Source organism: Parvivirga hydrogeniphila (assembly GCF_023371205.1).
Lineage (GTDB): Bacteria > Actinomycetota > Coriobacteriia > Anaerosomatales > Anaerosomataceae > Parvivirga > Parvivirga hydrogeniphila.
In genome coordinates this window covers 245,754-268,038 of the sequence record NZ_JAMCCO010000002.1, presented here as the reverse complement: position 1 = coordinate 268,038, position 22,285 = coordinate 245,754, and the positions used below count along the sequence as shown (strand labels likewise).

The following is a 22,285-nucleotide window of genomic DNA, read 5'->3' as shown; positions in this document are numbered from 1 at the left end:
GCGCGTGAGGGGAACGCTGGTTTCGGGCATCCACTGTATGCACGCTTCACTGAAGTCACGAGGAGGTCGTCATGAGGGTCGCCGTCTTGCAGTCCGCGATCCGCGCCGACCGGGACTCGCAGGCGCGGTCGCTCGCTGAACTGAGGGCGCGCGCGGTCGCCCAGGGCGCCGAGGTCCTCATCGCCGCTCCTGTGGGCGGCGAATCTCCGTTGCTTGACGGCATCGACCTGCTCGGCACGGTCGTCGTGCTCGAAGGCGACGCCGCGATCGATCCTGTGGAGCTTGCGAAGGCGCGACGCGAGCGGCCGGCAGCGCTCGTGCTCATGGCGGGGTCTGAATCGGAGCTGCAGGCAGAAGGCGTGCTTGAGCTCGCCATCGCGGCATCTGTCTCAGTGGCGAGCATCGTCATCGTCGCAGAGCACGGCGGCGGCGATATCGGAGCGCCCGGTCACGGCGGGAGCGCGATCGTCGTGGCCGGGGAAGTGGTCGCTGAGGCGTTCGGCACCGAGGACCTCGTGCTGGCCGATGTGCCGGTCCCGGCGCCGCCGATCGACGCCAGCGCGCCCGACCTGGAGCCGCCTCTCATCTTGAAGCAGCGCCTGGCGCGGCACCGCGGCGAGAAGCCCGAGACCGACTACCTCGCCGACCTCTCGTAGCGCGCTCAGTCCGGACGCGAGCGACCCGTTCGAGTGCTAGAATGCTCCCCGAGCCAGCCGGCTCGATCCCGCACGCCGTCACGACGAAGGGAGCGCCCGTGTCGCGTCGCAAGGTCACGATCGTCGGAGCAGGCCAGGTCGGCGCGACCGCCGCGTACTTGCTCGCGCTCAAGGAAGCCGCAGACGTCGTGCTCGTGGACGTCGCGGACGGCGTCCCGCAGGGAAAAGCGCTCGACATGATGCACGCCCGGCGCGTCGGCGGCTTCGACGTGCGCGTGGTCGGGACGAACGGCTACGACGAGTGCGAAGGCTCGGACGTCGTCGTCATCACGGCGGGACTGCCGCGCAGGCCCGGCATGACGCGGGAGGACCTGCTGAAGACCAACGGCGACATCGTCCGCTCGGTCATCACCGAGGTCGTGCGGGTGGCGCCGACGGCCGTCGTGATCTGCGTGACGAACCCGCTCGACGTCATGACCTACCTGGCGTGGAGGATCTCCGGGATGCCGCGCGGCAGGGTCCTTGGCATGGGCGGCGTGCTCGACTCGTCGCGGTTCGCGCATGCGATCGCCGAGGCGGCGGGAGTGCCTGTCGCGGACGTCGATGCGATGGTGATCGGCGCCCACGGCGACACGATGCTGCCGCTCGTGGGCCGCGCGACCGTCGCTGGCAGGCCGCTTTGTGAGGTGCTCGCGCCAGACGCGATCGAGGAGGTCGTGCGTCGCACGGTGAACGGCGGGGCAGACGTCGTCGCGCTGCTCAAGTCCGGGAGCGCGTTTTACGCTCCAGGCGCGTCGGTAGCGGCGATGGTGGAGGCGGTGCTGACAGACGCCCGGCGCGTCATGCCGACGTGCGCCGTGCTCGACGGCGAGTACGGGCTTCGCGGCGTGAGCGTCGGCGTGCCTGCCGTCATCGGTGCCGAGGGCGTCGTCGAGGTGCTCGAGCTCGATCTTGCCGACGATGAGCTCGCTGCGCTGCGCGCCTCGGCCGCTGGCGTCTCGCAGGGCATCGCCGCCCTCGGCCTCGGGGAGTGACGTGCTCTCGACGCGCGCCATCGCTGACGCCGTCAAAGAGGCCGTTGCGCGCCTCGCCTGCTCGCTTCGCCCGGACGTCCGCTCAGCGCTGGAGCAGGCGCTGCGCTCGGAGACCTCCGAGCGGGGCCGGCGCGTCATCGAGATGCTGCTTGAGAACGCGGCCGTCGCCGAACGCGACGCCGCGCCGTTGTGCCAGGACACCGGGACCGTCTGGGTGTGGGTCGAGGCAGGCGAGGACGAGTGCGTGCCTGCCGGACTGCCTGAGGCGATCGACGCCGCGGTGCGCGACGCCTACCGCGAGAGCGGGCTTCGCATGAGCGTCGTCAAAGACGCGCTTCTCGACCGCACGAACACCGGCGACAACACGCCGGCGCTCCTCGACGTGTCGTGGCGTCCGGGAAGCGGGGCGACCGTCCACGTCATGCTGAAAGGCGGCGGCTCGGACAACGCCTCTGTCGTGCAGATGCTTCCGCCGAGCGCGGGCGAAGACGGCGTCGTGGATGCAGTGGTGCGCGCCGTGGAAGCGAAAGGGGCGTCCGCATGCCCGCCGCTCGTCATCGGCGTCGGGGTCGGCGGGACCTTCGACACCGTGGGCAAGCTCTCGAAGCGAGCGCTCCTGCGGCCGCTCGATGCGCCTGCTGCCGATCCTCGCGTCCGCGATCTCGAGGCGCGCATCCTCGTGGCCGTCAACGCCACCGGCATCGGGCCGGCCGGCCTCGGCGGCAGCACGACCGCGCTCGGCGTGCGGCTCGTCTCGGCGCCGTCGCACATCGCTGCGCTGCCTGTGGCCGTCAACCTCGGCTGCTGCGCGATGCGCGCGACGTCTGTGGAGGTGAGGGGCGCGTGACGGCCCTGGTGGACCTGTCGAGCGCACGCTACGGCCCGCTGTTGAAGAACAAGCGGTTCCGCCGGCTGTGGATCAGCCAGTTCGTGAGCGGTATCGGCGACTGGCTCGTCATCGGTCTGCTCATCCCGCTCGTCACGACGCTGTCCGGCGGATCGGCGTCTGCAGTCGCGGGCATCATGATCGTCAAGATCCTGCCGTCGCTTCTGTTGAGCTCGTTCGTCGGGGTGTTCGTCGACTGGTTCGACCGCCGCGTGCTGATGATCGTGTGCGACGCCGTCCGGGCCGTGCTCACGCTCGGCTTGCTGTTCACGAACTCGCTTGCCGTCATCTACGCGATCGTGTTCTTCATGGAGATGGCCTCGCTGTTCTTCAACCCCGCCAAGAACGCGCTCGTGCCGTACCTCGTCGACGAGGAGGACATCGCCGTCGCGAACGGGCTCTCGTACACGACGCAGCAGGCGAGCATGCTCATCGGGTTGACGGCCTCCGGCGCCATCCTTGCGGCGTTCGAGGCGATCGTGCGCGCGGTGCTGCGCGCGAAGCTGCCGGTGGTGGACGCGCTCGCAGGCCCGCTTGCTCCTGCGCTTCTCGGTCCGCGCGCAGGTGTCGTGCTCAACTCGCTCAGTTTCGTGACCTCAGCGGCCTTCGTGCTGAGCATCCGCGTCCGCGCACGTGCAGGCGAGGCCCGGCGCTTCGACCTCACGCTCATCGGCCGCGACGTCGTGGAGTCGTTCCGGTTCTTGAAAGAGCGCGTGGAGCTCCGTGGCCTGCTCGTGACCGTGGCCCTCGCGCTCATGGGCGGCGGGTCGCTCATCTCGGTGGGCCTGGTGCACGTGCAGAGCAATCTCGTCGGGGGCGTTCCGTTCCTCGACCGCATCGAGCTGTTCCGCCGGCTCGTCGCGGCCCCGCAGACGTTCATGCTCGTGTTCATCGCGTTCGGGATGGTCGCCGGCGCGCTTCTCGTGCCGCGGCTGACCGGACGGATCCCGCTGCAGGCGCTCTTCTTGGGCGCGGTGAGCGTGTTCGGGGCAGGGATGGTGGTCTTCGCGCTGTCGAGCGCGTACTGGATCGCGGCGGTGTTCGCCTTCGTGGCCGGGCTGTGCATCGCCGCCTTGAGCGTCACGGGCAACACCTACGTCGTGCTCACCGTCTCCGACGAGCTGCGCGGCAGGGTGTTCACCGCGCTCGATGCGGTGGTGCGCGTGTCGCTGCTGGTGTCGATGGCCGTGGTGGCGCCCCTGGGCGACCTCGTCAACGCGGCGATAGCGGCGCTCGTGAAGTCTCGCGGCATCGATCCTGCACACGTCTGGCTCTCAGGGCCGCGGCTCACGTTGCTCTTGGCTTCGGCGCTCGTGCTCGCTGCTGCATGGAACGGGTACCGCCGGCTGGAGTGGCGGCGCCCGGCTGCGTCGGCGGAGGTGGCAGATGCGTGAGCCCGTCCGGATTCTGCTGCCTGACGAAAGAGACGTGCTTCGCGGTCTCGTCGCGGGCGACGAGGTCGTGCTCTCGGGCGTGCTGTTCACGGCGCGGGACGCCACGCATGAGAGGCTGGCAGCAGAGCTCGCGCGGACCGGCGAGCTCCCGTACGGCCTCGCGGGCCAGGCGTTGTTCTACGCGGGTCCGACGCCTCCCAGGCCCGGAAGGCCGGCCGGTTCCGTCGGCCCGACGACGGCGAGCCGCATGGACGCCTGGACGTCCGAGCTCCTGCGCGCTGGGATCGTCGCGACGATCGGCAAGGGCCCGCGCAGCGAAGCGGTGCGCCTCGCGTGCGCGGAGACGGGGGCCGTGTACCTCGTGGCCGTCGGCGGCGCCGCGGCGCTTCTCGGCGAGCGGGTCGTGAGCGCTGAGACCGTGGCGTACCGCGAGCTTGGTCCCGAAGCGCTGATCCGCCTCGAGGTCCGCGACCTGCCGGTGTTCGTCGGCATCGACGCACGCGGGCGGGACCTCTATGCTTCCGGTGCGAGAGGCACTCACGAGGAGCGCGCATGAGCGGCGTGTTCATCACGTTCGAAGGCGGCGACGGCGCCGGCAAGACGACGCAGATGCGCCTGCTCGCCGAGGCGCTGCTGCGGGCCGGCGTCGAGCCGGTGACCGTCCGGGAGCCCGGCGGCACGCTCACCGGCGAGAGCATCCGCGAGATCCTCTTGGGTCCCGCGCACGACGAGCTCACCGCCGTTGCGGAGCTGTTCTTGTTCGCGGCGAGCCGTGCTCAGCTCACAGCGCAGGTCATCCGCCCGGCGCTCGAGGCCGGCAGAGTCGTGCTGTGCGACCGGTACGCCGACTCCACGACCGCGTACCAGGGATACGGCCGAGGGTTGGATCTCGGCCTGGTCCGCGCGGTGAACGACGCGGCGACAGGCGGACTGGCCCCAGACCTCACGTTTGTGCTCGACGTCGAGCCTCGCGAAGGGGTTGCGGCCGCGAGCGCCAGCGGGCCCGATCGGATGGAGCGGCAGGAGATCGCCTTCCATGAGCGGGTACGGGACGGGTATGCCGCTATCGCTGCGGCCGAGCCGGAGCGCGTGCGGCTCGTGGCCCGCGGGTCGGTGGACGACGTGTGGCGCGAGGTCGCGCGCCTGGCGGCTCCGGTGCTTGAGCGCATCGGTGTCAGGATCGGCGAGGACGGCCGATGACGAGCGGGTGTGCATGGGACCGCGTGGCCTTGCAGCGGCCGATCGCGAAGCGGCTGAAGGCCGCGGTCGAGTCGGGCAAGGTGTCGCACGCGTACCTGTTCGTGGGACAGCCGGGATCGGGCACGCTCTTGATGGCGCAGGCCCTGGCGTGCGCCGTTCTGTGCGAGTCCGGCGGCTGCGGAGCGTGCCCCACCTGCGCGCGCGTGTGGAACTGGAGCCACCCGGATCTCGTCCGGTTGGAGCCACAGGGATCTGCGGGCTACACCGTCGAGCAAGCGAGGGAGCTCGTGCACGACGTCGGGCTGCGGCCGGTTGCGGGCGCGAAGAAGGTGTACGTCATCGAGGACGCTGACCGGCTCGGTGCGAGCGCAGCCAACGCGCTTCTGAAGACCATCGAAGAGCCACCGCCAAGCGCCCTGCTCGTGCTGCTTGCTCGCTCCTACGAATCCGTTCTCCCGACGGTGGCGTCGCGCTGCCAGGTGGTGCGGTTCGCGCCGGTTCCGGAGCCGACCGCGGTCGCGCTGCTCGTCGAGCGGACGGGCGCATCGCCCGATCAGGCGCGCGCTGCGCTCGCGGCCGCCGGAGGCGTGCTCGCTCGGGCGGAGGCGCTGCTGCGCTCGCCGATGCTCCTTGCAACACGTGTTCTCGCATTCGACATCCTCAAGCGGTTGCCATACATGGACGGGCACGACGTGCTGCTCGCGGCCCGTGATCTGCTGGCCGCGGTGCGCGCGCCGCTCGAGGACGTGAAGGCGGCGCAGGCGGCCGAGATCGCGGAGCGACGCGAGTATTTCGGCACGGACGCGTCGGTCAAGCCGCTCGAGGAGCGGCACAGGCGGGAGCTCACGGCGAGGGAGCGCGAGAGCGTCGCGCTTCTGCTCGGATCGATGGCGAGCTGGGTCCGCGACGCGCTCGCTGTGGGAGCGGGCCGCGAGGACCTCGCCGCCAACGCCGACGAGGCCGACGCGATCGAGGAGGTCGCTCGGGTGATGTCGCCGGCGGCCGCGGTGCGCGCGGTGCGGGCCGTGGAAGCGGCGCGCGAGCGGGTCTCGTATAATGTGAACCCCCAGGTGGCCATCGAGGCCATGCTGTTCGATCTTCAGGAGGTCCTCAAGTGCCCACGGTAGTGGGAGTGAAGCTCGCATACGCTGGCAAGGTGTTGTACTTCGATCCCGCCGGAACCGAGCCGCAGCCTGGCGATCCCGTCATCGTCTCGACGGAGCGCGGGGAGGAGTTCGGCACGGTCGTCTTCGGCTGCACGGAGGTCGCAGATGACGAGGTCGTCGCGCCGCTCAAGCCCGTCGTGCGCCTCGCAGACGAGTCCGACGTCAAACGCGCTTCGGAGCTGGCTGCAGAAGACGAGCGCGCGCTCGAGACCTTCAGGCAGATGGTGGAGCGACACGGACTCGACATGAAGCCGGTGGCTGTCGAGACGCTCTTCGACGGCTCGAAGAAGGTCTTCTACTTCGTGGCAGAAGAGCGCGTGGACTTCCGCGCGCTCGTGCGCGAGCTCGCCTCGACCTTCAAGACGCGGGTGGACATGCGGCAGATCGGTGTCCGCGACGAGGCGCGCATCGTGGGCGGCGTCGGCCACTGCGGCCAGCAGCTGTGCTGCGCGCGCATGCGCGGCGACTTCGAGCCGGTCTCGATCCGGATGGCCAAAGAGCAGGACCTGCCGCTCAATCCGTTGAAAATCAGCGGCCTGTGTGGCAGACTGATGTGCTGTCTGCGCTACGAGTACGATGCATACAAGGACTTCAAGCAGCGTGCCCCGAAGTGCGGGTCGATCGTTGAAACCCCGAAAGGGCCAGGCAAGGTCGCGGCGCTCAACACGCCCAAGGAGATCGTCGCCATCAAGCTCGAGGACGGCTCCGAGCTCAAGGTGCCGCTGTCGGCGATGGAGTGCGACGCGGCGGGCGGACGTCCGTGCAGGGTCCGTGCCGAGGCGATCCAAGCACCCGTGCCGGCCGTCGCCGCGGTGCTCGAGAGCCTCGCAGCGCCGTCCGGGACGGTGGCGAAGGCCGAAGCAGCCGCTGTGGAAGGCGAGCGCTCACCAGCGAGGCGCAAGCGGCGGCGCCGGACCGCAGGGCCGGTGGAGAGCGCGGCTCCGGAGCCGCCGAAGCAGCCGGATGCACAGCGCCCCGCACCGCGCAAGCGGAGGCGGCGCAAACCGAAGAGCCAGGACAAGGATGCGGGGAATACGCCGACGTAGCTCAGTTGGTAGAGCAGCGCACTCGTAATGCGCAGGCCAAGGGTTCGAGTCCCTTCGTCGGCTCCACAGGAACGAGAGGGCCCGCTCGTAATGAGCGGGCCCTTTGCGTGCCCCCTACGCCGGAGCGGCGCGGGCTTGGCCTCGCGAAGAAGTCTTGCGCGAGGATTGTAACCCGTGTTACAGTGCGGCAACCTCGCCCCCGGACGGGTCTCCCCCGGTGCCCGCCGCGGGCGTTGCCGTGCCACGGGTATGCTGTGGGAGGCGGCAGGCGTCTTTCCGGGGAGGAGGTGCGGAGTGCCGTGCACACGTCCGCTCTTGATCATCTGACGCTGGCGGCGTTCATCGTCGTCGGGGCGCTGTTCGTGCCCGTGGCGGTGCTCGCCTCGAGCCTGCTCGCTCCTTCGAAGCCTGACGCGCGCAAGACGTCCACCTACGAGTGCGGCGTCGAGCCGGTGGGTCCTCCGTGGGTGCAGTTCCGCATCGGGTACTACGTATACGCGCTCCTGTTCGTCGTCTTCGACATCGAGACGGTCTTCCTGTATCCCTGGGCGGTCGCCTTCAACGCGATGGGCGTCTTCGTGCTGGCGGAGATGCTCCTGTTCATCGCCATCCTCGCGCTCGGGCTCGCGTACGCCTGGAAGGAGGGCGCGCTCAAGTGGCGCTAGACAGACTGACTGGCGAGAACTCCGTCCTGTTCGCCCGCAGCGAGCAGCTGTTCGACTACGCGCGGCGCAATTCGCTCTGGTACCTCGCGTTCGGCATCGCATGCTGCGCGATCGAGGGGCTCATGCACGCGAGCGGCCCTCGGTTCGACTTCGACCGCATGGGCGTGTTCTTTCGCGCAAGCCCACGCCAGGCCGACGTGATGATCGTCGCCGGCACGGTGAACCGCAAGATGGCCGAGACCGTCAGACGGCTCTACGATCAGATGCCGGAGCCCAAGTGGGTGGTTGCGATGGGCGCGTGCGCGTCGACCGGCGGCCCGTTCCGCGAGTACCCAAACGTGGTCCTCGGCGTCGACACGGTGGTGCCCGTCGACGTGTACGTGCCGGGCTGCCCGCCGCGTCCGGAGTCCGTGCAGTACGCCTTCATCCAGCTGCAGAAGAAGATCGCCGAGCGTGCGAAGGAGCGCGTCGATGCTGCACGTGGCTGACGTCGAGCGGCTGCTCGCTGGAATCGAGGGCGCGACGGTCGCCGAGGAGCGTCTCGGCGTCGTCGCGCGCGTCGGCCGCGGCGAGGCGGAAGAAGCGCTCGGGCGGCTGAAGGAGGCAGGCCTCGACTCGCTTGTGGACCTCCTGGGCACCGATACCGGCGAGCACATCGAGATCACCTACCACCTCCGCTCCTACGAGGCCGGCCAGGACGTGTTCGTCAAGACGGCCGTGCCGTACGACGGCGAGCTTGCGAGCGTGTGGCAGACCTGCCCCGCTGCGCTCATGCCGGAGCGAGAGACGGCCGAGCTCTTCGGTCTTCGGCTCACGAACCATCCGAACCCCAAGCGGTTGCTGACCACCGAAGGCGTTCCGCCCCTCCTGCGCAAGGACGTCCCGGTGCGATCGCCAGAGGAGTTCACGCGATGAGCGATCCTCGCTACGACGTCTACGACGCCGGTCTGATCGGCGAGGGCATGCACGAACCGCCGGTGCTGCCGGCGGGTCTTCGGCGTGCGCCTTCCGGTGTGGACGGCCTGCGCACGGAGCACCTCGTCATCAACATGGGCCCCCAGCACCCGTCCACCCACGGCGTCCTGCGCATGCTCGTTGAGGCCGACGGCGAGGAGGTCGTCACCGCCGAAGCGTCCATCGGCTACCTGCACCGCGGCATCGAGAAGGTCGCCGAGCATCGACGGTACGACGCGCTCGGTACCCTCATGGACCGCGGCGACTACGTGAGCGGCATCATGGGCGAGCTTGCGGCGGCCCTCGCGACCGAGCAGCTGCTCGAGGTCGAGGTCCCGCGAAAGGCGCACTGGCTGCGCTCGCTTGCAAGCGAGCTCAACCGTATCGCGAGCCACCTGGTGTGGTACGGCACGTTCGGGCTCGACACAGGGGCGATGGGGCAGTTCCTGTACGCGATGCGCGACCGTGAAGCGCTCCTGGACATCCTTGAGGCCATCAGCGGTCAGCGCATGATGTTCAACTACGTCCGGCCTGGCGGCGTCGTGCGGGACCTGCCGGCCGGCATCGACGCGAAGATCCGGGCGTTCGTCGACACCTTCGAGAACGTCTACCTGCCCGAGCACCACGCGCTGCTCGGCGGCAACGAGATCTTCCAGTCTCGGGTGAAAGGCATCGGGGTCATCACGCGCGAGCAGGCGCTCGCCTTCGGCCTGACCGGTCCTAACCTGCGAGCGAGCGGTGTCCGCTACGATGTGCGCGTGGACCGCCCGTACGCCGCATACCCCGAGCTGGAGTTCGACGTCCCAGTGGGGACGGCGGGCGACGCGTGGGACCGGTACGTCGTGCGCATGGAAGAGATGCGCCAGGCCGCGCGGATGATACGGCAGTTGGTGGACGGCATGCCCGAAGGTCCGCACATGGCGAAGGTGCCGAAGGTGCTGCGACCGCCGGCCGGGGAGGTCTATGCCGCCGTCGAGTCCTCGCGCGGGGAGACGGGGGTCCACCTCGTCTCTGACGGGAGCGAGCGCCCATACCGCTTCCACTATCGGGCACCGTCGCTGTTCGCGCTCCAGGCCTTGGAAGAGATCCTGCCGGGGCATCTCATCGCGGACGTGGTGATGATCATCGGCTCCACCGACGTCATGATGGGAGAGATCGACCGATGAGCCCGGTCATCGCATCGGTCCTCAAGGTGTTGGCGTGCCTCGCGCTCATGCTCGCCAACGGCGTGGTGATGATCTGGATGCTCCGCAAGGTGCTCGGCCACCTGCACCTGCGCTACGGGCCGTTGGAGATGGGGCCTTCCGGCATCTTCCAGACGACGATGGACGTGCTCAAGCTGCTCACCAAAGAAGACGTGATGCCGCGCGCCGCCGACAAGGCGCTGTTCTGGCTCGCGCCGCTCGTGGTCTTCGTGCCCTCGCTTGCGGCGTACGCAGCGCTGCCGTTCTCGTCGTCTGTCCGGGCGGTCCGCCTGGATGCGGGGCTGCTGTACACGTTCACGGCGCTCTCGTTCGTGCCGCTCGGCATCCTGATCGCGGGGTGGGCGTCCGGCAACAAGTGGTCGCTTCTCGGCGGCATGCGCGCCGCGGGGCAGCAGATCGCGTACGAAGTGCCGCTGCTGCTGTCGGTCCTTCCGATCGTGATGCTCACGGGCACGGCCGACCTCGGGCGCATCGTGGAGGCGCAAAGCGGCGTGTGGGCGGGCTTCGTGCCGCGATGGTTCATCTTCGACCCGCTGCTCCTCCCGACGTTCGCGGTCTTTCTCATCGCTGCGCTCATCGAATCGAACCAGACGCCGTTCGACATGTCGGAGGCGGAGTCCGAGCTGGTCTCCGGGTTCGCGACCGAGTACTCGGCGATGAAGTTCGGGCTGCTGTTCCTCTCCGAGTTCAGCAACCACTTCATCATCTCGGCGCTTGCGGTCACGCTGTTCTTCGGCGGGTGGACGCTGCCGTGGGTTCCCCAGAGCGTGAGTGCGGCGCTCGCGCCAGTGACGTTCCTGCTCAAGACGTACGTCGGCATCTTCGTGATGATGTGGATCCGCGGCACCTACCCCCGTGTGCGCATCGACACGCTGATGGAGCTCGGGTGGAAGCGGCTCATCCCGGTCTCGCTCGTGCTCGTGGTGGTGATGGGCGTCGTGATCAAGGCGCTGCCTGCACTCGCGAGGGTGGTGGGCTGAGATGTGGGGCGCAGGACTCATCAACGGGCTCCGCATCACGATGCGCAACATGCTGCGCGGGCCGATCACCGTGAAGTACCCGCACGAGAAGGTCGAGCTTCCCGAGCGAGCGCGCTGGGCCGTCGCACCGCGGTGGTTCGAGGACGGTTCGCCGCGCTGCACGGCGTGCATGACCTGCGTCCGCACCTGCCCCGACCACATCCTCTCGCTCGACGTCGAGACGCGCGAGGACAAGTCCAAGCACATCGTGCGTTTCGACTACGAGCTCGGCGCGTGCATGATGTGCGGCCTGTGCGTCGAGGCGTGCCCGTTCGACGCCATCGAGATGAGCCACGAGTACGAGCTGGCGGTGACCGATCCTGCGGGCCTGCGCCGGACGCTGCTTCAGGACGTTGACGCGGCGAGCGCCGCCAAGCACCGCGAAGAAAAGGCGAAGTCTGAAGGCGCTGTCTCGGACGAGGCGGGTGATCGTGCTGATGGCTGAGACCGTCAACGGCGTCGCGTTCTTCCTTCTGGCGTTCGCGAGCATCGGCGGGGCGGTGATGATGCTCTCGACGCGCAACGTGGTGCACGCTGCGCTCTGGCTGCTCGAGACGATGCTGGCCACGGCCGGCCTGTACCTTCTGCTCGACGCGGAGTTCCTCGCGCTCGTGCAGGCGCTCGTGTACGCCGGCGCGGTGTCGGTGCTCGTGCTGTTCACGATCATGCTGACCTTGCGGCGCAGGGAGGACGCCGTACGGCCGTTCGAGCCAGGGTGGGGCGCGCTTGCGCTTGCGGCCCTCTTCGGCGGCGCGATGCTGCTCGCCATCTCGCGAGCGCCCCTGCCGGTCGGGGTGATGCCCGAGTCGGTGCCGACGATGGCCGACTTCGGCCGCGTGCTGTTCACCGAGTGGGCCGTCCCCTTCGAGATCGCGTCGCTCGTGCTGCTCGTGGCGCTGGTGGGAGCCGTGTGGTGGTCGGGAGGTGACCGGCGATGACGATCGGTGCGCCGGCGGGCGCGGCGCAGTTCATGGCGCTATCGGCCGTGCTGTTCTCGCTCGGCCTGTACGGCGCGCTCTCGCGCAAGAGCGCCGTGATGGTGCTGATGTCGCTCGAACTGATGGCCAACGCGGTCAACCTCAATCTCGTCTCGCTCTCGCGCTTCACCGACCCGGCGGCCATGACGGGGCAGTACTTCGCGGTGTTCTCGATGGTGGTGTCCGCCGCGGAGATCGGCCTGGGCCTTGCGCTCGTGCTGGCGATCTACCGGCAGAAGAAGACGATCGAGCTCGAGGCGATGGAAGAGCTGAAGGGGTAGGCCGTGGGCTACGTGGCGCTCATACCGCTTCTTCCCGCGCTGGCGTTCGCGGTGCTCGCACCGCTTCCGCGCGCGTGGCGCAACCGCCTCGTGCCGCTCTCGGTCGCAGCCGTGTTCGGCTCGCTCGCGCTTGCGGCCGCTGCGTTCGCGCAGGTGTGGCCGGGCGGGCACGAGGTCGAGCCGGTCGTCGCGTTCGCGACGGCCTTCGCGCACGTAGGCGATGCAGCACTGCCGTTCCGCATCGTCGTCGATCCGACAGGCGCGCTCATGGCGCTCGTCGTGACCGTCGTCGGGACGGCGGTGCAGGTGTACTCGATCGGATACATGCACCGCGAGGACCGCATCGGGTGGTACTTCGCAGTGCTGTCCTTGTTCACCGCGGCGATGCTCACGCTCGTGCTGGCCGACAGCTTCTTACAGCTGTTCATGGCCTGGGAGGTCATGGGCCTGTGCTCGTACCTGCTCATCGGTTTCTGGCACCAGCAAGAGGGGCCAAGGACCGCGTCCATCAAGGCGTTCCTCACCACGCGCGTCGGCGACATCGGCTTCTTGCTGGGTCTGCTCGTCATGTACGCGACCGTCGGCTCGTTCGACTTCGCCACGGTGCTTCACGGGCACGCGTGGGAGCCGAAGGCCGCGACTGCGGTGGCGCTCCTGCTCCTGTTCGGCGCGATGGGGAAGTCTGCGCAACTGCCGCTGCACGTCTGGCTGCCTGACGCGATGGCGGGTCCCACACCCGCATCGGCCCTCATCCACGCGGCGACCATGGTGGCGGCAGGCGTGTACCTCGTTGGCCGAGCGCTGCCGATTTTCGAGGCCAGCGGCGTGGCGCTCACCGTCACGCTCGTGGTGGGAGCGCTCACGGCGCTTGTAGGCGGCCTGCTCGCAGCCGTGCAGCACGACATCAAGAAGGTCCTCGCGTACTCGACGATAAGCCAGCTCGGCTACATGTTCGTGGCGCTCGGGGCAGGCGGGTTCGCCGCCGGGATGTACCACCTCGTGACGCACGCGTTCTTCAAGTCGCTGCTGTTCTTGGGCGCAGGCGTGATCATCCACGCGGCGCACACGCAAGACATGCGAGAGATGGGCGGTCTGGCCAAGCACATGCCCGTGACGACAGCCGCCTTCGGTGCCGGCGCGCTTGCGCTTGCCGGCGTGCCGCCGCTGTCCGGCTTCTTCAGCAAAGACGAGATCCTCACCGTGCTCGTGCACGAGCACCAGTACCTCGCGCTTGCTGTGGCGCTCGTCGCGGCCTTCGTGACGGCGTTCTATGTCGCGCGGCTGTTCTTCCGCGTGTTCACAGGTCCGCCGCAGACTGAGGGGCTGCGCGAGGCGCACGTCGAGATGCTGGCGCCGATGGTCGTGCTCGCCGCGATCACGGCCGTCATCGGGTTCGCCGGACCGGCGATCGGCGAGTTCCTCGGGCACGAGATTCCGTGGCCGCAGCCGGGCGTGGCTGCGCTGTCTGTGGGCGTCGCCGTCGCAGGGCTCGCTGCGGGTTGGTGGGTGTACGGCCGTCGGACGATGGTCCTGAACACACGCCCGCTCAAGGAGCGCGCCGGTGCGCTGTATACCGCGCTCACGCTCAAGCTGTACTTCGACCTCACCTACGACCACTTCATCGTCAAGCCGTACGCGAGGCTCGCTGAGCGGCTCGCCCGCTTCGACCTCGGCGTCATCGACGCCGTCGTGAACGGGGCCGGCCGGCTCTGGCGCGTGCTTTCCAGCATCGGTTCCTGGTTCGACGCCACCGTGGTGGACGGCGCGGTGAACGGCGCTGCGGCGGCGGTCGTGGCGGGAGGCGAACGTGCGCGCGCTGTGCAGGTCGGACGCGTGCAGGCGTATCAGGCGCTGATGTTCGGCGCGATCGTGCTGGTCATGGTGCTGCTCGTCGTGAAAGGGGTCTGAGCTGTGACCTCCCATCTGCTGTCTGCCATCGTCTTCCTTCCGCTCGCGGGTGCTGCGGTGTGCGCGCTCGTGCCGAGCGCTCGTGCGTCGCGTGCGCTCGCGCTCGTCACTTCGGGCATGGTCCTCGCGCTCACCGTGTGGCTGGTGGCGGCATTCGACCCGCATGCGGGGATGCAGTTCGTCGAGCGGGCCCGCTGGATCCCGCAGATCGGCAGCGAGTACCACCTCGGCGTCGACGGCATGTCGTTGCCGATGCTGGCCCTCTCGGCCCTGCTGTCGGTGCTCGCGGTGGTCGCTTCGTGGAACGTCGCCGAGCGTCCGAAGACGTACTTCGCGCTTCTTATGCTCCTCGAAGTCGGGATGAACGGCGTGTTCGTCGCCCTCGACTTCGTGTTGTTCTACGTGTTCTGGGAGCTCGTGCTCGTGCCGATGTACTTCCTCATCGCGTGGTGGGGCGGGCCGCGGCGCCAGTACGCCTCGCTGAAGTTCTTCCTGTACACGCTGTTCGGCTCGGTGTTCATGCTCGTCGGCATCATCGCGCTGTACCTGCACCCCGCAGGAGGGACGCTGGACATGGTGGCGCTTGCTGGCCGCGGTTTCCCGGAGCGGTTCCAGATGTGGGTGTTCGCCGCGTTCTTCTTGGGCTTTGCCGTGAAGGTGCCGGTCTTCCCGCTGCACACCTGGCTGCCTGACGCGCACGTCGAGGCGCCGACGGCGGCATCTGTCCTGCTCGCCGGCATCCTGCTCAAGATGGGCACGTACGGCTTCATCCGTGCAGCGCTTCCGATCCTCCCCGAAGCGTCGCGCGCGTGGGCCCCGGTGGTCGCAGCGCTCGCCGCGATCTCGATCGTGTACGGCGCGGCGCTCGCGTTCGCGCAGACGGACCTCAAGAAGCTGGTGGCGTACTCCAGCGTCTCGCACATGGGCTTCGTGATGCTCGGCATCGCTGCGGGCACGCCTGAAGGGATTTCGGGGGCCGTCGCGGTCATGTTCTCGCACGGCGTGGTCACGGGCATGCTGTTCTTGCTCGTCGGCATGGTGTACGAGCGCACGCATACCCGCATGATCGAGGACGTCTCCGGGCTTTCGGTGCAGGTGCCGGTCGCCGGCGGTCTGCTCGCATTCGCGTCGTTCGCATCGCTCGGGCTGCCAGGGCTCTCGGGGTTCGTCGGCGAGTTCTTGAGCCTCCTCGGCGCATGGAAGTCCGCGCTCGTGCCGAGCGGCTGGGTGATCGTCTCGGCCGTCGGCGTGCTGCTTGCGGCGGCGTACATGCTGACGATGGTGCAGCGCGTCGTGCTGGGCGAGCCGTCGGAAGCGGTCGCAGGCATCGCAGACCTGACGCTCCGCGAGATCGGCGTGCTCGTGCCGCTCGCGGCGCTCACGCTCACCGTCGGCGTGTGGTGGGACTCGCTTCTGCGCTACGTCGCGCCGGCGGCGGCCGAGCTCGCACAGAAGGTGATGGGATCGTGACCGAGCTCGCCGTCCTCGTGCCTGAAGCGCTCGTCCTTGTAGGAGCGCTCGCAGCGCTCTTCGCCGAGCGCTTGCCCGGCGGCGACCGCACGGGCGCTCGGCTGGGAGCGGCGCTCACGTTTGCGGCCGCGTTGTCGGCAGCGGCCATCGGCGTGACGCGGCCGATAGCTGGGGGCACGCTCGCGTACGACGCGATAGCGCGCGATGCGCGCGTGGCGGTGAGCGCGCTCACGGCGCTGTACCTGCTGTGGTTGTCGGGCTCGAGCATCGAGCGGACGCGAGAGATGGCGGCGTTCGCGCAGTTCGCGGCGCTCGGCGGCATGCTGATGGCTTCGGCGCAGGACCTCGCGACGCTGTTCATCGCCATCGAGCTCGGCACAATGCCGGCATACGTCATGATGGGCTACGAGCGTTCGGACGCCCGCGCGCTCGAGGGCTCGCTGAAGTACTACCTGCTCTCGATGACGACGAGCCTCGTGATGCTGTACGGCTTCTCCTTGCTTTTCGGCCTTTCGGGGACGACGCGCTTCGATCACGCAGGGGCGCTGTCGCCGGAGGGGCTCTTGGGCTCGTTCGCCATCGTCTTCGCGCTCAGCGGGATGTTCGCGAAGCTTTCGGCGGCGCCGTTCCACTTCTGGACGCCTGACGCGTACGCGGGGGCTCCTGCCTCGGCGGTTGCCTTCGTGTCGACCGTCCCGAAGATCGCGGGGGTCGCGGCGCTCCTGAGGCTGTCGGCGGCGCTTTCTGCAGGCGACCTTCTGCCGCTGTACTTCGGGGCGGCGGCGCTCGCCTCGATGCTGCTCGGCAACTTCGGCGCCTACCCGCAGCGCGACGTCAGGCGGCTGATGGCGTACTCGGGCATCGCGCACAGCGGCTACGTGCTGCTCGCCCTCGGCGCGGGGAGCGCGAGCGCGCTTGCGTACGCGATCATCTACGCCGTCCCATCGTTCGCGGTGATGGTGGTCGCGAGCGAAGAGGGGACGGCTATCGACGACTGGGGCGGCCTCGTCCAGCGGCGGCCGGCGGTGGCGTGGGCGCTCGTCGTGCTCCTGCTCTCGCTCGTGGGCGTGCCGCCCATGGCGGGCTTCTTCGGCAAGGTGGCCGTCTTCGGCGCGGCGCTCGATGCCGGGCGGACGGCGCTCGTCGTCGTCGCTGTGGTGATGAGCGTGGTGTCCGCGGGCTACTACTTCAAGCTCATACGGCAGGCGTTCTTCGGACAGGCGGTGCTGATCGCGTCCGAAGAGCGGGTGCGGCCAGGCTGGACGTCCGGTCTGACGATCGGCATCGCGACCGCTGCCACGCTGCTCCTCGCCGTCGTCCTCGCGTCCGCCGGCGCGCTCTCGCTGCCGGGCGTAGGCGGGTAGGGCCTCCCGATCCACGCCAGCTCTGTCCAGGCCGCGAAGATTCAGTGAAGAGCTTGGGAAGCCGCCTGCGCTACGCTCGTGCGGGGGGGTATCATCGTTCGCGCGGACACAACAGCGCGAGAGATGCACCGTTCGCTTCTCGGAGGTGGCAGATGTCTGACGACGACACCACGTTTCACGAGCCGGCTTCGCCGATCGCGCCGCCGCCCGTGTGGATCCCGTCGACGCCAGCGGCGCCTGAGCCACCGCGCACGGACGCAGCCAGGCGCTCGTTCCTCTTCGGGCTTGCAGGCGTGGTCGTGGGCGCTGCGCTCACCGCGGTCGTGCTGTTGACGCTCGTGGTGCCCGCTCAGCGGGTCGAACCGTCCGGCTCTGGGCAGCCGGCGGCGCGCAGCGCGCCGGTGAGCATCGAGGTCACCGGGGACGTGGCGTTCGCTGAGGCGGTAGCGGCCAAAGCGACGCCTTCGGTCGTGTTCGTGCAGATCGAGCAGCTGCGGTTCGATCCGTACACCGGCCGCACGGTGGCGCGCGCCGTCGGCAACGGCAGCGGTGTGATCGTCCGGCCGGACGGTTACATCCTCACGAACAACCACGTGGTTGCCGGGGCCGACCGTCTTGTCGTGACCATCGGCGCCGAGGACTGCACGGCGACCGTGGTCGGCACGGACCCGTCGACGGACCTCGCCGTCGTGAAGGTCGACCGCACGGGGCTGCCAGCGGCGGAGATCGGCTCGTCTTCGGATCTGCGCGTGGGGCAGCCGGTTGTAGCCATCGGTGCCCCGTGGGGGCTCGAGAAGACGGTGACGTCCGGCATCATCTCGGCGCTCGGCCGGTCGAGCATCGCTGAGAGCGAAAGCGGGCTGACGGCGTACACCTCGCTCATCCAGACCGACGCCGCCATCAACCCGGGCAACTCCGGAGGCGCGCTGTGCGATGCGAAAGGCCGCGTGATCGGCATCAACACGCTCATCCAGTCGACCTCTGGCGCATTCGCAGGCATCGGCTTCGCCATCCCGATCGACTTCGCGATGGGCGTCGCGAAAGAGATCATCGCCACCGGGCGCGCCACGCACCCGTTCCTCGGCGTGGGCACAGCGACCATCGACGAGTCCACCGCCGAGCGCTTCGGCCTGCCGGTGTCGGCCGGCGCGTACGTGCAAAGCGTCGTGCCCGGCTCGCCTGCCGAAGCCGCGGGCATTCGGCCTGGTGACATCATCGTGCGCATCGGCAGCGCGACGGTCCAAAGCGTCGAGGACGTGTTCGCCGCGGTGCGATCGCACAAGGTGGGCGAGAAGGTGGAGGTCGTAGTGGTGCGAGGTTCCAAGCGGCTCACGCTCGAAGCGACGCTCGCATCGGACACGGGGCGGCGATGAGGATCGCCATCGTCGCGGTCGGGAAGCTCAAAGAGCCGTACTTCCGCGCGGCGGCCGACGAGTACCTCAAGCGGCTGCGGCCGTACGCGGACCTGCGCGAGATCGAGGTCCCCGATCGCGACCTCGCGAGCGGGGAGGAGCGTGCGCGGCGTGCGGAGGCAGAAGGCGTGCTGCGCGCGCTTCCCGATGGCGCGCACGTGGTCGCGCTGGATGCCGGCGGAGCGCAACGCACCTCCGAGGAGTTCGCGTCCTGGCTGTCGGCGCTCGGGCTCGGCGGCCGCTCGACCCTGGCGTTCGTCGTGGGCGGGAGCGCGGGCCTCGACGCGTCCGTGCTCGAGCGGGCCGACGAGGTGCTGTCGCTCGGGAAGATGACGCTGCCGCACCAGCTCGCGCGCGTCGTGTTGCTGGAGCAGGTCTACCGCGCCTTCCGCATCGTGCGCGGCGAGCCGTACCACCGGTAGGCACGCCCGCCCGACGCGAAGGCGCGGCTCTCGCCATTTGGTGTCAGGTGGTCCCTGCGGTATCCTGGACAGCCACACGGAAGCCAGGACGAAGGAGAGCCGCAGGTGCGTGACGTCGTCGAACGCATGCTCGCGCAGGCCGTAGCGCGCGCAATCGAAGCCGGGGATGTCTCGTTCGCCGAGCCGCCCACCATCGAGGTCGAACGGCCGCGCGACCCGTCGCACGGCGACTGGGCGACGAACGTGGCGCTCAAGTCCGCGAAAGCGGCCGGCCGGCCCCCGCGCGACCTTGCGACGCTCATCGCCGCTCGCATCGCTGAGCATCCGGACATCGCGTCCGTCGAGGTCGCGGGCCCTGGTTTCATCAATGTCCGTCTCGCTCCTGCAGTGTTCCAGCGCGAGGTCGAGCGGGTCCGCCGCGAGCGCGAGCGGTACGGCGCGCAGCCGCCCCGGGGCGAGCGTGTGCAGGTGGAGTTCGTGTCGGCGAACCCGGTCGGTCCGATGCACGTCGGGCACGGCCGCTGGGCCGCGCTCGGGGACAGCATCGCCCGCTTGCTCGAGCACGCCGGCTACGACGTCGAGCGCGAGTTCTACGTGAACGACGCCGGCGTGCAGATGGACATCTTCGCTGCGAGCGTCTCTGCCCGCTACATGGAGCTCTGCGGCCGCGAGGTGCAGTTCCCAGAGGACGGCTATCGCGGCGCCTACATCACCGACATCGCCCGAGAGATCTTCGAGGACGAAGGCGAGGCGTGGGCCGATCGGCCGGCCGCGGAGCGCGAGGCGCACTTCAAGGAGCGCGCGTACACCCAGGTGCTCGAGCACCTCAAGCGCGTGCTGCACGCGTTCGGCGTCGACTTCGACGTGTGGTTCTCGGAGCGCGCGCTGCACGCTCCAGCGCCAGACGGAGGCCCGAGCGAGATCGAGCGCGCGATCGGGCGGCTTCGCGAGGCCGGCCACGTCTACGAGCACGAAGGCGCGGTGTGGTTCCGCTCGACGTCGTTCGGAGACGACAAGGACCGCGTGCTGGTGAAGGCCGACGGCTCGTACACGTACTTCGCGGCAGACGTCGCGTACCACTGGGACAAGTTCGGCGTGCGCGGCTTCGACCGCGTCATCGACCTGTGGGGCGCCGACCACCACGGGTACGTCAAGCGCATGGAAGCGGCGTGCTCTGCCCTCGGCTTCCCTGGACAGCTCGAGGTCATCATCGGGCAGATGGTCAACCTGTTCCGCAACGGCGAAGTCGTGCGCATGAGCAAGCGGACGGGCGAGATGGTCACCTTCGAGGAGCTGCTCGACGAAGTCGGCGCTGACGCGGCCCGCTACTTCTTCCTCCGTCGTTCGACCGACCAATCGCTCGACTTCGACATCGGGCTTGCGAAGCAGCAGACCAACGAGAACCCGGTGTTCTACGTGCAATACGCCCACGCTCGCATCTGCTCGATCTTGCGGAAGGCGGCCGGCGAGGAAGGGGCGTCCGACGTCGACGCGCTCGCGGCGCGTCTCGTGCCCGCAGACGTCGACCTGGCGCTGCTCTCAGAGGACGCCGAGCTCGCGCTGCTGCGCAAGATCGCGGAGTTCCCGGAAGTCGCGGCGGGTGCGGCCGAGCAGCGGGCTCCGCATCGCATCACGCGCTACGCAGAGGACCTCGCCACCGCGTTCCATCAGTTCTACACGGTCTGCCGCGTCGTCGACCCCGAGGCGCCTGCGCTCAGCGCTGCGCGGCTGGCGCTGTGCGACGCGACGCGGCTCGCGATCGCGGCCGCGCTCGGCCTTCTCGGCGTGAGTGCGCCCGTGAGGATGTGAAGGAGGCCCGATGTCCGCACGACCGTCCGCGCCACGTCCGCCGGCAGAGCCCGACCAGCGCACCGCCGCCGACCTCGCAGCGGTGCTGCCGATGACCGCAGAGGTGCGCGACGGGCACCTGTGGATCGGCGGGGTGGACACTGTCGCGCTCGCGCGCGAGGCCGGCACGGCGCTGTACGTGATGGACGAGGCCACCATCCGGCACCAGCTCCGCGAGTACGTGCGCTGGACACGCTACCACTGGCCTGACGTGGACGTGGTGTACGCGGGCAAGGCCTTCCTCACGCTCGCCATGGTGCGCATCATCGAGGAAGAGGACTGCTGCTTGCTGTGCGCGTCCGGCGGCGAGCTCGCGTACGCGCTTCGTGCGGGCTTCCCGGTTGAGCGCGTGCAGGTGCACGGCAACAACAAGACGCCGCAGGAGCTCGCCGAGTGCCTGGATGCGCGGGTCGGCCGCATCGTGGTCGACAACTTCGTGGAGCTGGAACGCATCTCTGCGATGGCCGTCGAACGCGGCCTCACGCAGAAGGTGCTCATCCGCGTCACGCCCGGCATCGCGGCGGACACCCACGACTTCATCATGACGGGCGCCGAGGACTCGAAGTTCGGCTTCGGGCTGAACCAAGGGCTCGCGATGGAGGCGGTCGAGCGGGCGCTCGCGCTTCCTGGCGTGGACTTCGATGGGCTGCACATGCACATCGGCAGCCAGATCTTTGCGCTCAAGAGCTTCGCGAAGGCCATCGAGGTGATGGTGGCGTTCATGCGCGAGATCCGCGACCGCACCGGTGCGGTCGTGCAGATGCTGGACGTGGGCGGCGGGCTCGGCGTGAAGTACGGCGTGCCGGACGAGCCCTCGTCGATCAAGGACTTCGGCAAGGTCGTCGTCGACGGCATCAAGGAGGAGTGCGAGAAGCACGGCCTGGCGGTGCCGCGCATGGCGGTCGAGCCGGGCAGAAGCATCGTGGCGAACGCCGGTGTGACGCTGTACACGGTCGGGGCCATCAAGGAGATCCCGGGCATCCGCACGTACGTGGCGGTCGACGGCGGCATGAGCGACAACATCCGGACGTCGCTGTACGACGCGCACTACGAGGCCCTCGTCGCGAACAAGGCCGACCGGCCGCGCTCCGTGGTGGTCACCATCGCTGGGAAGCACTGCGAGAGCGGCGACGTGGTGGTCCGTGACGCGCCGCTGCAAGAGCCGGAGGTGGGCGACGTCGTGTGCGTGTGCGCCACGGGCGCGTACTGCTACTCGATGTCGAGCAACTACAACAAGCAGGTCCGACCGGGCATCGTGTTCGTGCGCGACGGGTCGTGGCGGTGGTCGGTGCGCCGCGAGACGTACGACGACCTCATGGCGACCGACCTCGGCTGAGCGGCTGGCGGCGGCCGAGCGCTGCGGCTCCGGTACAATACC

The 22,285-nt window shown here is 69.1% G+C and carries 23 protein-coding genes and 1 tRNA gene; all 24 read left to right on the top strand.

What is annotated here, in order from left to right:
- Positions 1-71: 71 nt before the first annotated feature.
- Positions 72-656, top strand: coding sequence for a hypothetical protein (locus MX659_RS06895; protein WP_267192737.1), 585 nt, complete (start codon positions 72-74; stop codon positions 654-656).
- Between the two features lie 98 nt (positions 657-754).
- A complete protein-coding gene (gene mdh, locus MX659_RS06890) occupies positions 755-1,690 on the top strand; it encodes a malate dehydrogenase (RefSeq protein ID WP_267192736.1) in 936 nt (311 codons plus the stop codon).
- A gap of 1 nt (position 1,691) precedes the next feature.
- Positions 1,692-2,537, top strand: coding sequence for a fumarate hydratase (locus MX659_RS06885; RefSeq protein ID WP_267192735.1), 846 nt, complete (start codon positions 1,692-1,694; stop codon positions 2,535-2,537).
- A complete protein-coding gene (locus MX659_RS06880; protein WP_267192734.1) occupies positions 2,534-3,970 on the top strand; it encodes an MFS transporter in 1,437 nt (478 codons plus the stop codon). Before MX659_RS06885 ends, MX659_RS06880 begins: the two co-directional genes overlap by 4 nt.
- A complete protein-coding gene (locus MX659_RS06875) occupies positions 3,963-4,526 on the top strand; it encodes a FumA C-terminus/TtdB family hydratase beta subunit (protein ID WP_267192733.1) in 564 nt (187 codons plus the stop codon). Before MX659_RS06880 ends, MX659_RS06875 begins: the two co-directional genes overlap by 8 nt.
- Positions 4,523-5,170 carry a dTMP kinase gene (gene tmk / locus MX659_RS06870; protein WP_267192732.1) on the top strand — a complete coding sequence of 216 codons (648 nt, stop codon included), beginning with the start codon at positions 4,523-4,525 and terminating at the stop codon, positions 5,168-5,170. Before MX659_RS06875 ends, tmk begins: the two co-directional genes overlap by 4 nt.
- Positions 5,167-6,297, top strand: a complete 1,131-nt coding sequence (holB, locus tag MX659_RS06865; protein ID WP_267192731.1) for a DNA polymerase III subunit delta' — start codon at positions 5,167-5,169, stop codon at positions 6,295-6,297. Before tmk ends, holB begins: the two co-directional genes overlap by 4 nt.
- The gene (locus tag MX659_RS06860) at positions 6,285-7,382 is read left to right on the top strand and encodes a PSP1 domain-containing protein (protein WP_267192730.1); all 1,098 of its coding nucleotides are present in this window, start codon (positions 6,285-6,287) and stop codon (positions 7,380-7,382) included. Before holB ends, MX659_RS06860 begins: the two co-directional genes overlap by 13 nt.
- A tRNA-Thr gene (locus tag MX659_RS06855) sits at positions 7,373-7,448 on the top strand. The genes MX659_RS06860 and MX659_RS06855 overlap by 10 nt, the downstream gene beginning before the upstream one ends.
- A gap of 233 nt (positions 7,449-7,681) precedes the next feature.
- Positions 7,682-8,047 carry an NADH-quinone oxidoreductase subunit A gene (locus MX659_RS06850; RefSeq protein ID WP_267192729.1) on the top strand — a complete coding sequence of 122 codons (366 nt, stop codon included), beginning with the start codon at positions 7,682-7,684 and terminating at the stop codon, positions 8,045-8,047.
- A complete protein-coding gene (locus MX659_RS06845) occupies positions 8,017-8,535 on the top strand; it encodes a NuoB/complex I 20 kDa subunit family protein (RefSeq protein WP_407674475.1) in 519 nt (172 codons plus the stop codon). Before MX659_RS06850 ends, MX659_RS06845 begins: the two co-directional genes overlap by 31 nt.
- Entirely contained in the window at positions 8,519-8,962 is a 444-nt protein-coding gene (locus tag MX659_RS06840) for an NADH-quinone oxidoreductase subunit C (protein WP_267192727.1), read from the top strand. Before MX659_RS06845 ends, MX659_RS06840 begins: the two co-directional genes overlap by 17 nt.
- Complete coding sequence (locus MX659_RS06835) at positions 8,959-10,167, top strand: NADH-quinone oxidoreductase subunit D (RefSeq protein ID WP_267192726.1); 1,209 nt, start codon at positions 8,959-8,961, stop codon at positions 10,165-10,167. The genes MX659_RS06840 and MX659_RS06835 overlap by 4 nt, the downstream gene beginning before the upstream one ends.
- Positions 10,164-11,186, top strand: a complete 1,023-nt coding sequence (nuoH, locus tag MX659_RS06830) for an NADH-quinone oxidoreductase subunit NuoH (protein WP_267192725.1) — start codon at positions 10,164-10,166, stop codon at positions 11,184-11,186. The genes MX659_RS06835 and nuoH overlap by 4 nt, the downstream gene beginning before the upstream one ends.
- A 1-nt stretch (position 11,187) precedes the next feature.
- The gene (locus MX659_RS06825) at positions 11,188-11,670 is read left to right on the top strand and encodes a NuoI/complex I 23 kDa subunit family protein (protein WP_267192724.1); all 483 of its coding nucleotides are present in this window, start codon (positions 11,188-11,190) and stop codon (positions 11,668-11,670) included.
- Entirely contained in the window at positions 11,663-12,163 is a 501-nt protein-coding gene (locus tag MX659_RS06820; RefSeq protein WP_267192723.1) for an NADH-quinone oxidoreductase subunit J family protein, read from the top strand. The genes MX659_RS06825 and MX659_RS06820 overlap by 8 nt, the downstream gene beginning before the upstream one ends.
- Positions 12,160-12,483, top strand: coding sequence for an NADH-quinone oxidoreductase subunit NuoK (gene nuoK, locus MX659_RS06815; protein WP_267192722.1), 324 nt, complete (start codon positions 12,160-12,162; stop codon positions 12,481-12,483). The genes MX659_RS06820 and nuoK overlap by 4 nt, the downstream gene beginning before the upstream one ends.
- A gap of 3 nt (positions 12,484-12,486) precedes the next feature.
- A complete protein-coding gene (nuoL, locus tag MX659_RS06810) occupies positions 12,487-14,391 on the top strand; it encodes an NADH-quinone oxidoreductase subunit L (protein WP_267192721.1) in 1,905 nt (634 codons plus the stop codon).
- 3 nt (positions 14,392-14,394) lie between these two features.
- Positions 14,395-15,861 (top strand): complex I subunit 4 family protein, encoded by a 1,467-nt coding sequence (locus MX659_RS06805; protein ID WP_267192720.1) that lies wholly within the window; start codon positions 14,395-14,397, stop codon positions 15,859-15,861.
- On the top strand, positions 15,858-17,225 hold the full coding sequence (locus MX659_RS06800) for an NADH-quinone oxidoreductase subunit N (protein WP_267192719.1): 1,368 nt from the start codon (positions 15,858-15,860) through the stop codon (positions 17,223-17,225). Before MX659_RS06805 ends, MX659_RS06800 begins: the two co-directional genes overlap by 4 nt.
- 152 nt (positions 17,226-17,377) lie before the next feature.
- Positions 17,378-18,598, top strand: coding sequence for a S1C family serine protease (locus MX659_RS06795; RefSeq protein WP_267192718.1), 1,221 nt, complete (start codon positions 17,378-17,380; stop codon positions 18,596-18,598).
- Positions 18,595-19,059 carry a 23S rRNA (pseudouridine(1915)-N(3))-methyltransferase RlmH gene (locus MX659_RS06790; RefSeq protein WP_267192717.1) on the top strand — a complete coding sequence of 155 codons (465 nt, stop codon included), beginning with the start codon at positions 18,595-18,597 and terminating at the stop codon, positions 19,057-19,059. Before MX659_RS06795 ends, MX659_RS06790 begins: the two co-directional genes overlap by 4 nt.
- A gap of 105 nt (positions 19,060-19,164) precedes the next feature.
- Positions 19,165-20,868: an arginine--tRNA ligase gene (argS, locus tag MX659_RS06785; protein ID WP_267192716.1), complete on the top strand. Its 1,704-nt coding sequence runs from the start codon at positions 19,165-19,167 to the stop codon at positions 20,866-20,868.
- A 10-nt stretch (positions 20,869-20,878) separates the two neighbouring features.
- Complete coding sequence (gene lysA / locus MX659_RS06780) at positions 20,879-22,243, top strand: diaminopimelate decarboxylase (protein WP_267192715.1); 1,365 nt, start codon at positions 20,879-20,881, stop codon at positions 22,241-22,243.
- Positions 22,244-22,285: the final 42 nt, after the last annotated feature.

Excerpts from the sequence above, each read along its gene's own strand:
- nuoH (WP_267192725.1), top strand. The coding sequence starts at position 10,164 with ATGAGCCCGGTCATCGCATCGGTCCTCAAGGTGTTGGCGTGCCTCGCG.
- MX659_RS06795 (WP_267192718.1), top strand. The coding sequence starts at position 17,378 with ATGTCTGACGACGACACCACGTTTCACGAGCCGGCTTCGCCGATCGCG.
- MX659_RS06820 (WP_267192723.1), top strand. The coding sequence starts at position 11,663 with ATGGCTGAGACCGTCAACGGCGTCGCGTTCTTCCTTCTGGCGTTCGCG.
- MX659_RS06825 (WP_267192724.1), top strand. The coding sequence starts at position 11,188 with ATGTGGGGCGCAGGACTCATCAACGGGCTCCGCATCACGATGCGCAAC.
- holB (WP_267192731.1), top strand. The coding sequence starts at position 5,167 with ATGACGAGCGGGTGTGCATGGGACCGCGTGGCCTTGCAGCGGCCGATC.
- MX659_RS06835 (WP_267192726.1), top strand. The coding sequence starts at position 8,959 with ATGAGCGATCCTCGCTACGACGTCTACGACGCCGGTCTGATCGGCGAG.
- MX659_RS06875 (WP_267192733.1), top strand. The coding sequence starts at position 3,963 with ATGCGTGAGCCCGTCCGGATTCTGCTGCCTGACGAAAGAGACGTGCTT.
- lysA (WP_267192715.1), top strand. The coding sequence starts at position 20,879 with ATGTCCGCACGACCGTCCGCGCCACGTCCGCCGGCAGAGCCCGACCAG.
- tmk (WP_267192732.1), top strand. The coding sequence starts at position 4,523 with ATGAGCGGCGTGTTCATCACGTTCGAAGGCGGCGACGGCGCCGGCAAG.
- MX659_RS06790 (WP_267192717.1), top strand. The coding sequence starts at position 18,595 with ATGAGGATCGCCATCGTCGCGGTCGGGAAGCTCAAAGAGCCGTACTTC.
- MX659_RS06840 (WP_267192727.1), top strand. The coding sequence starts at position 8,519 with ATGCTGCACGTGGCTGACGTCGAGCGGCTGCTCGCTGGAATCGAGGGC.
- MX659_RS06895 (WP_267192737.1), top strand. The coding sequence starts at position 72 with ATGAGGGTCGCCGTCTTGCAGTCCGCGATCCGCGCCGACCGGGACTCG.
- nuoK (WP_267192722.1), top strand. The coding sequence starts at position 12,160 with ATGACGATCGGTGCGCCGGCGGGCGCGGCGCAGTTCATGGCGCTATCG.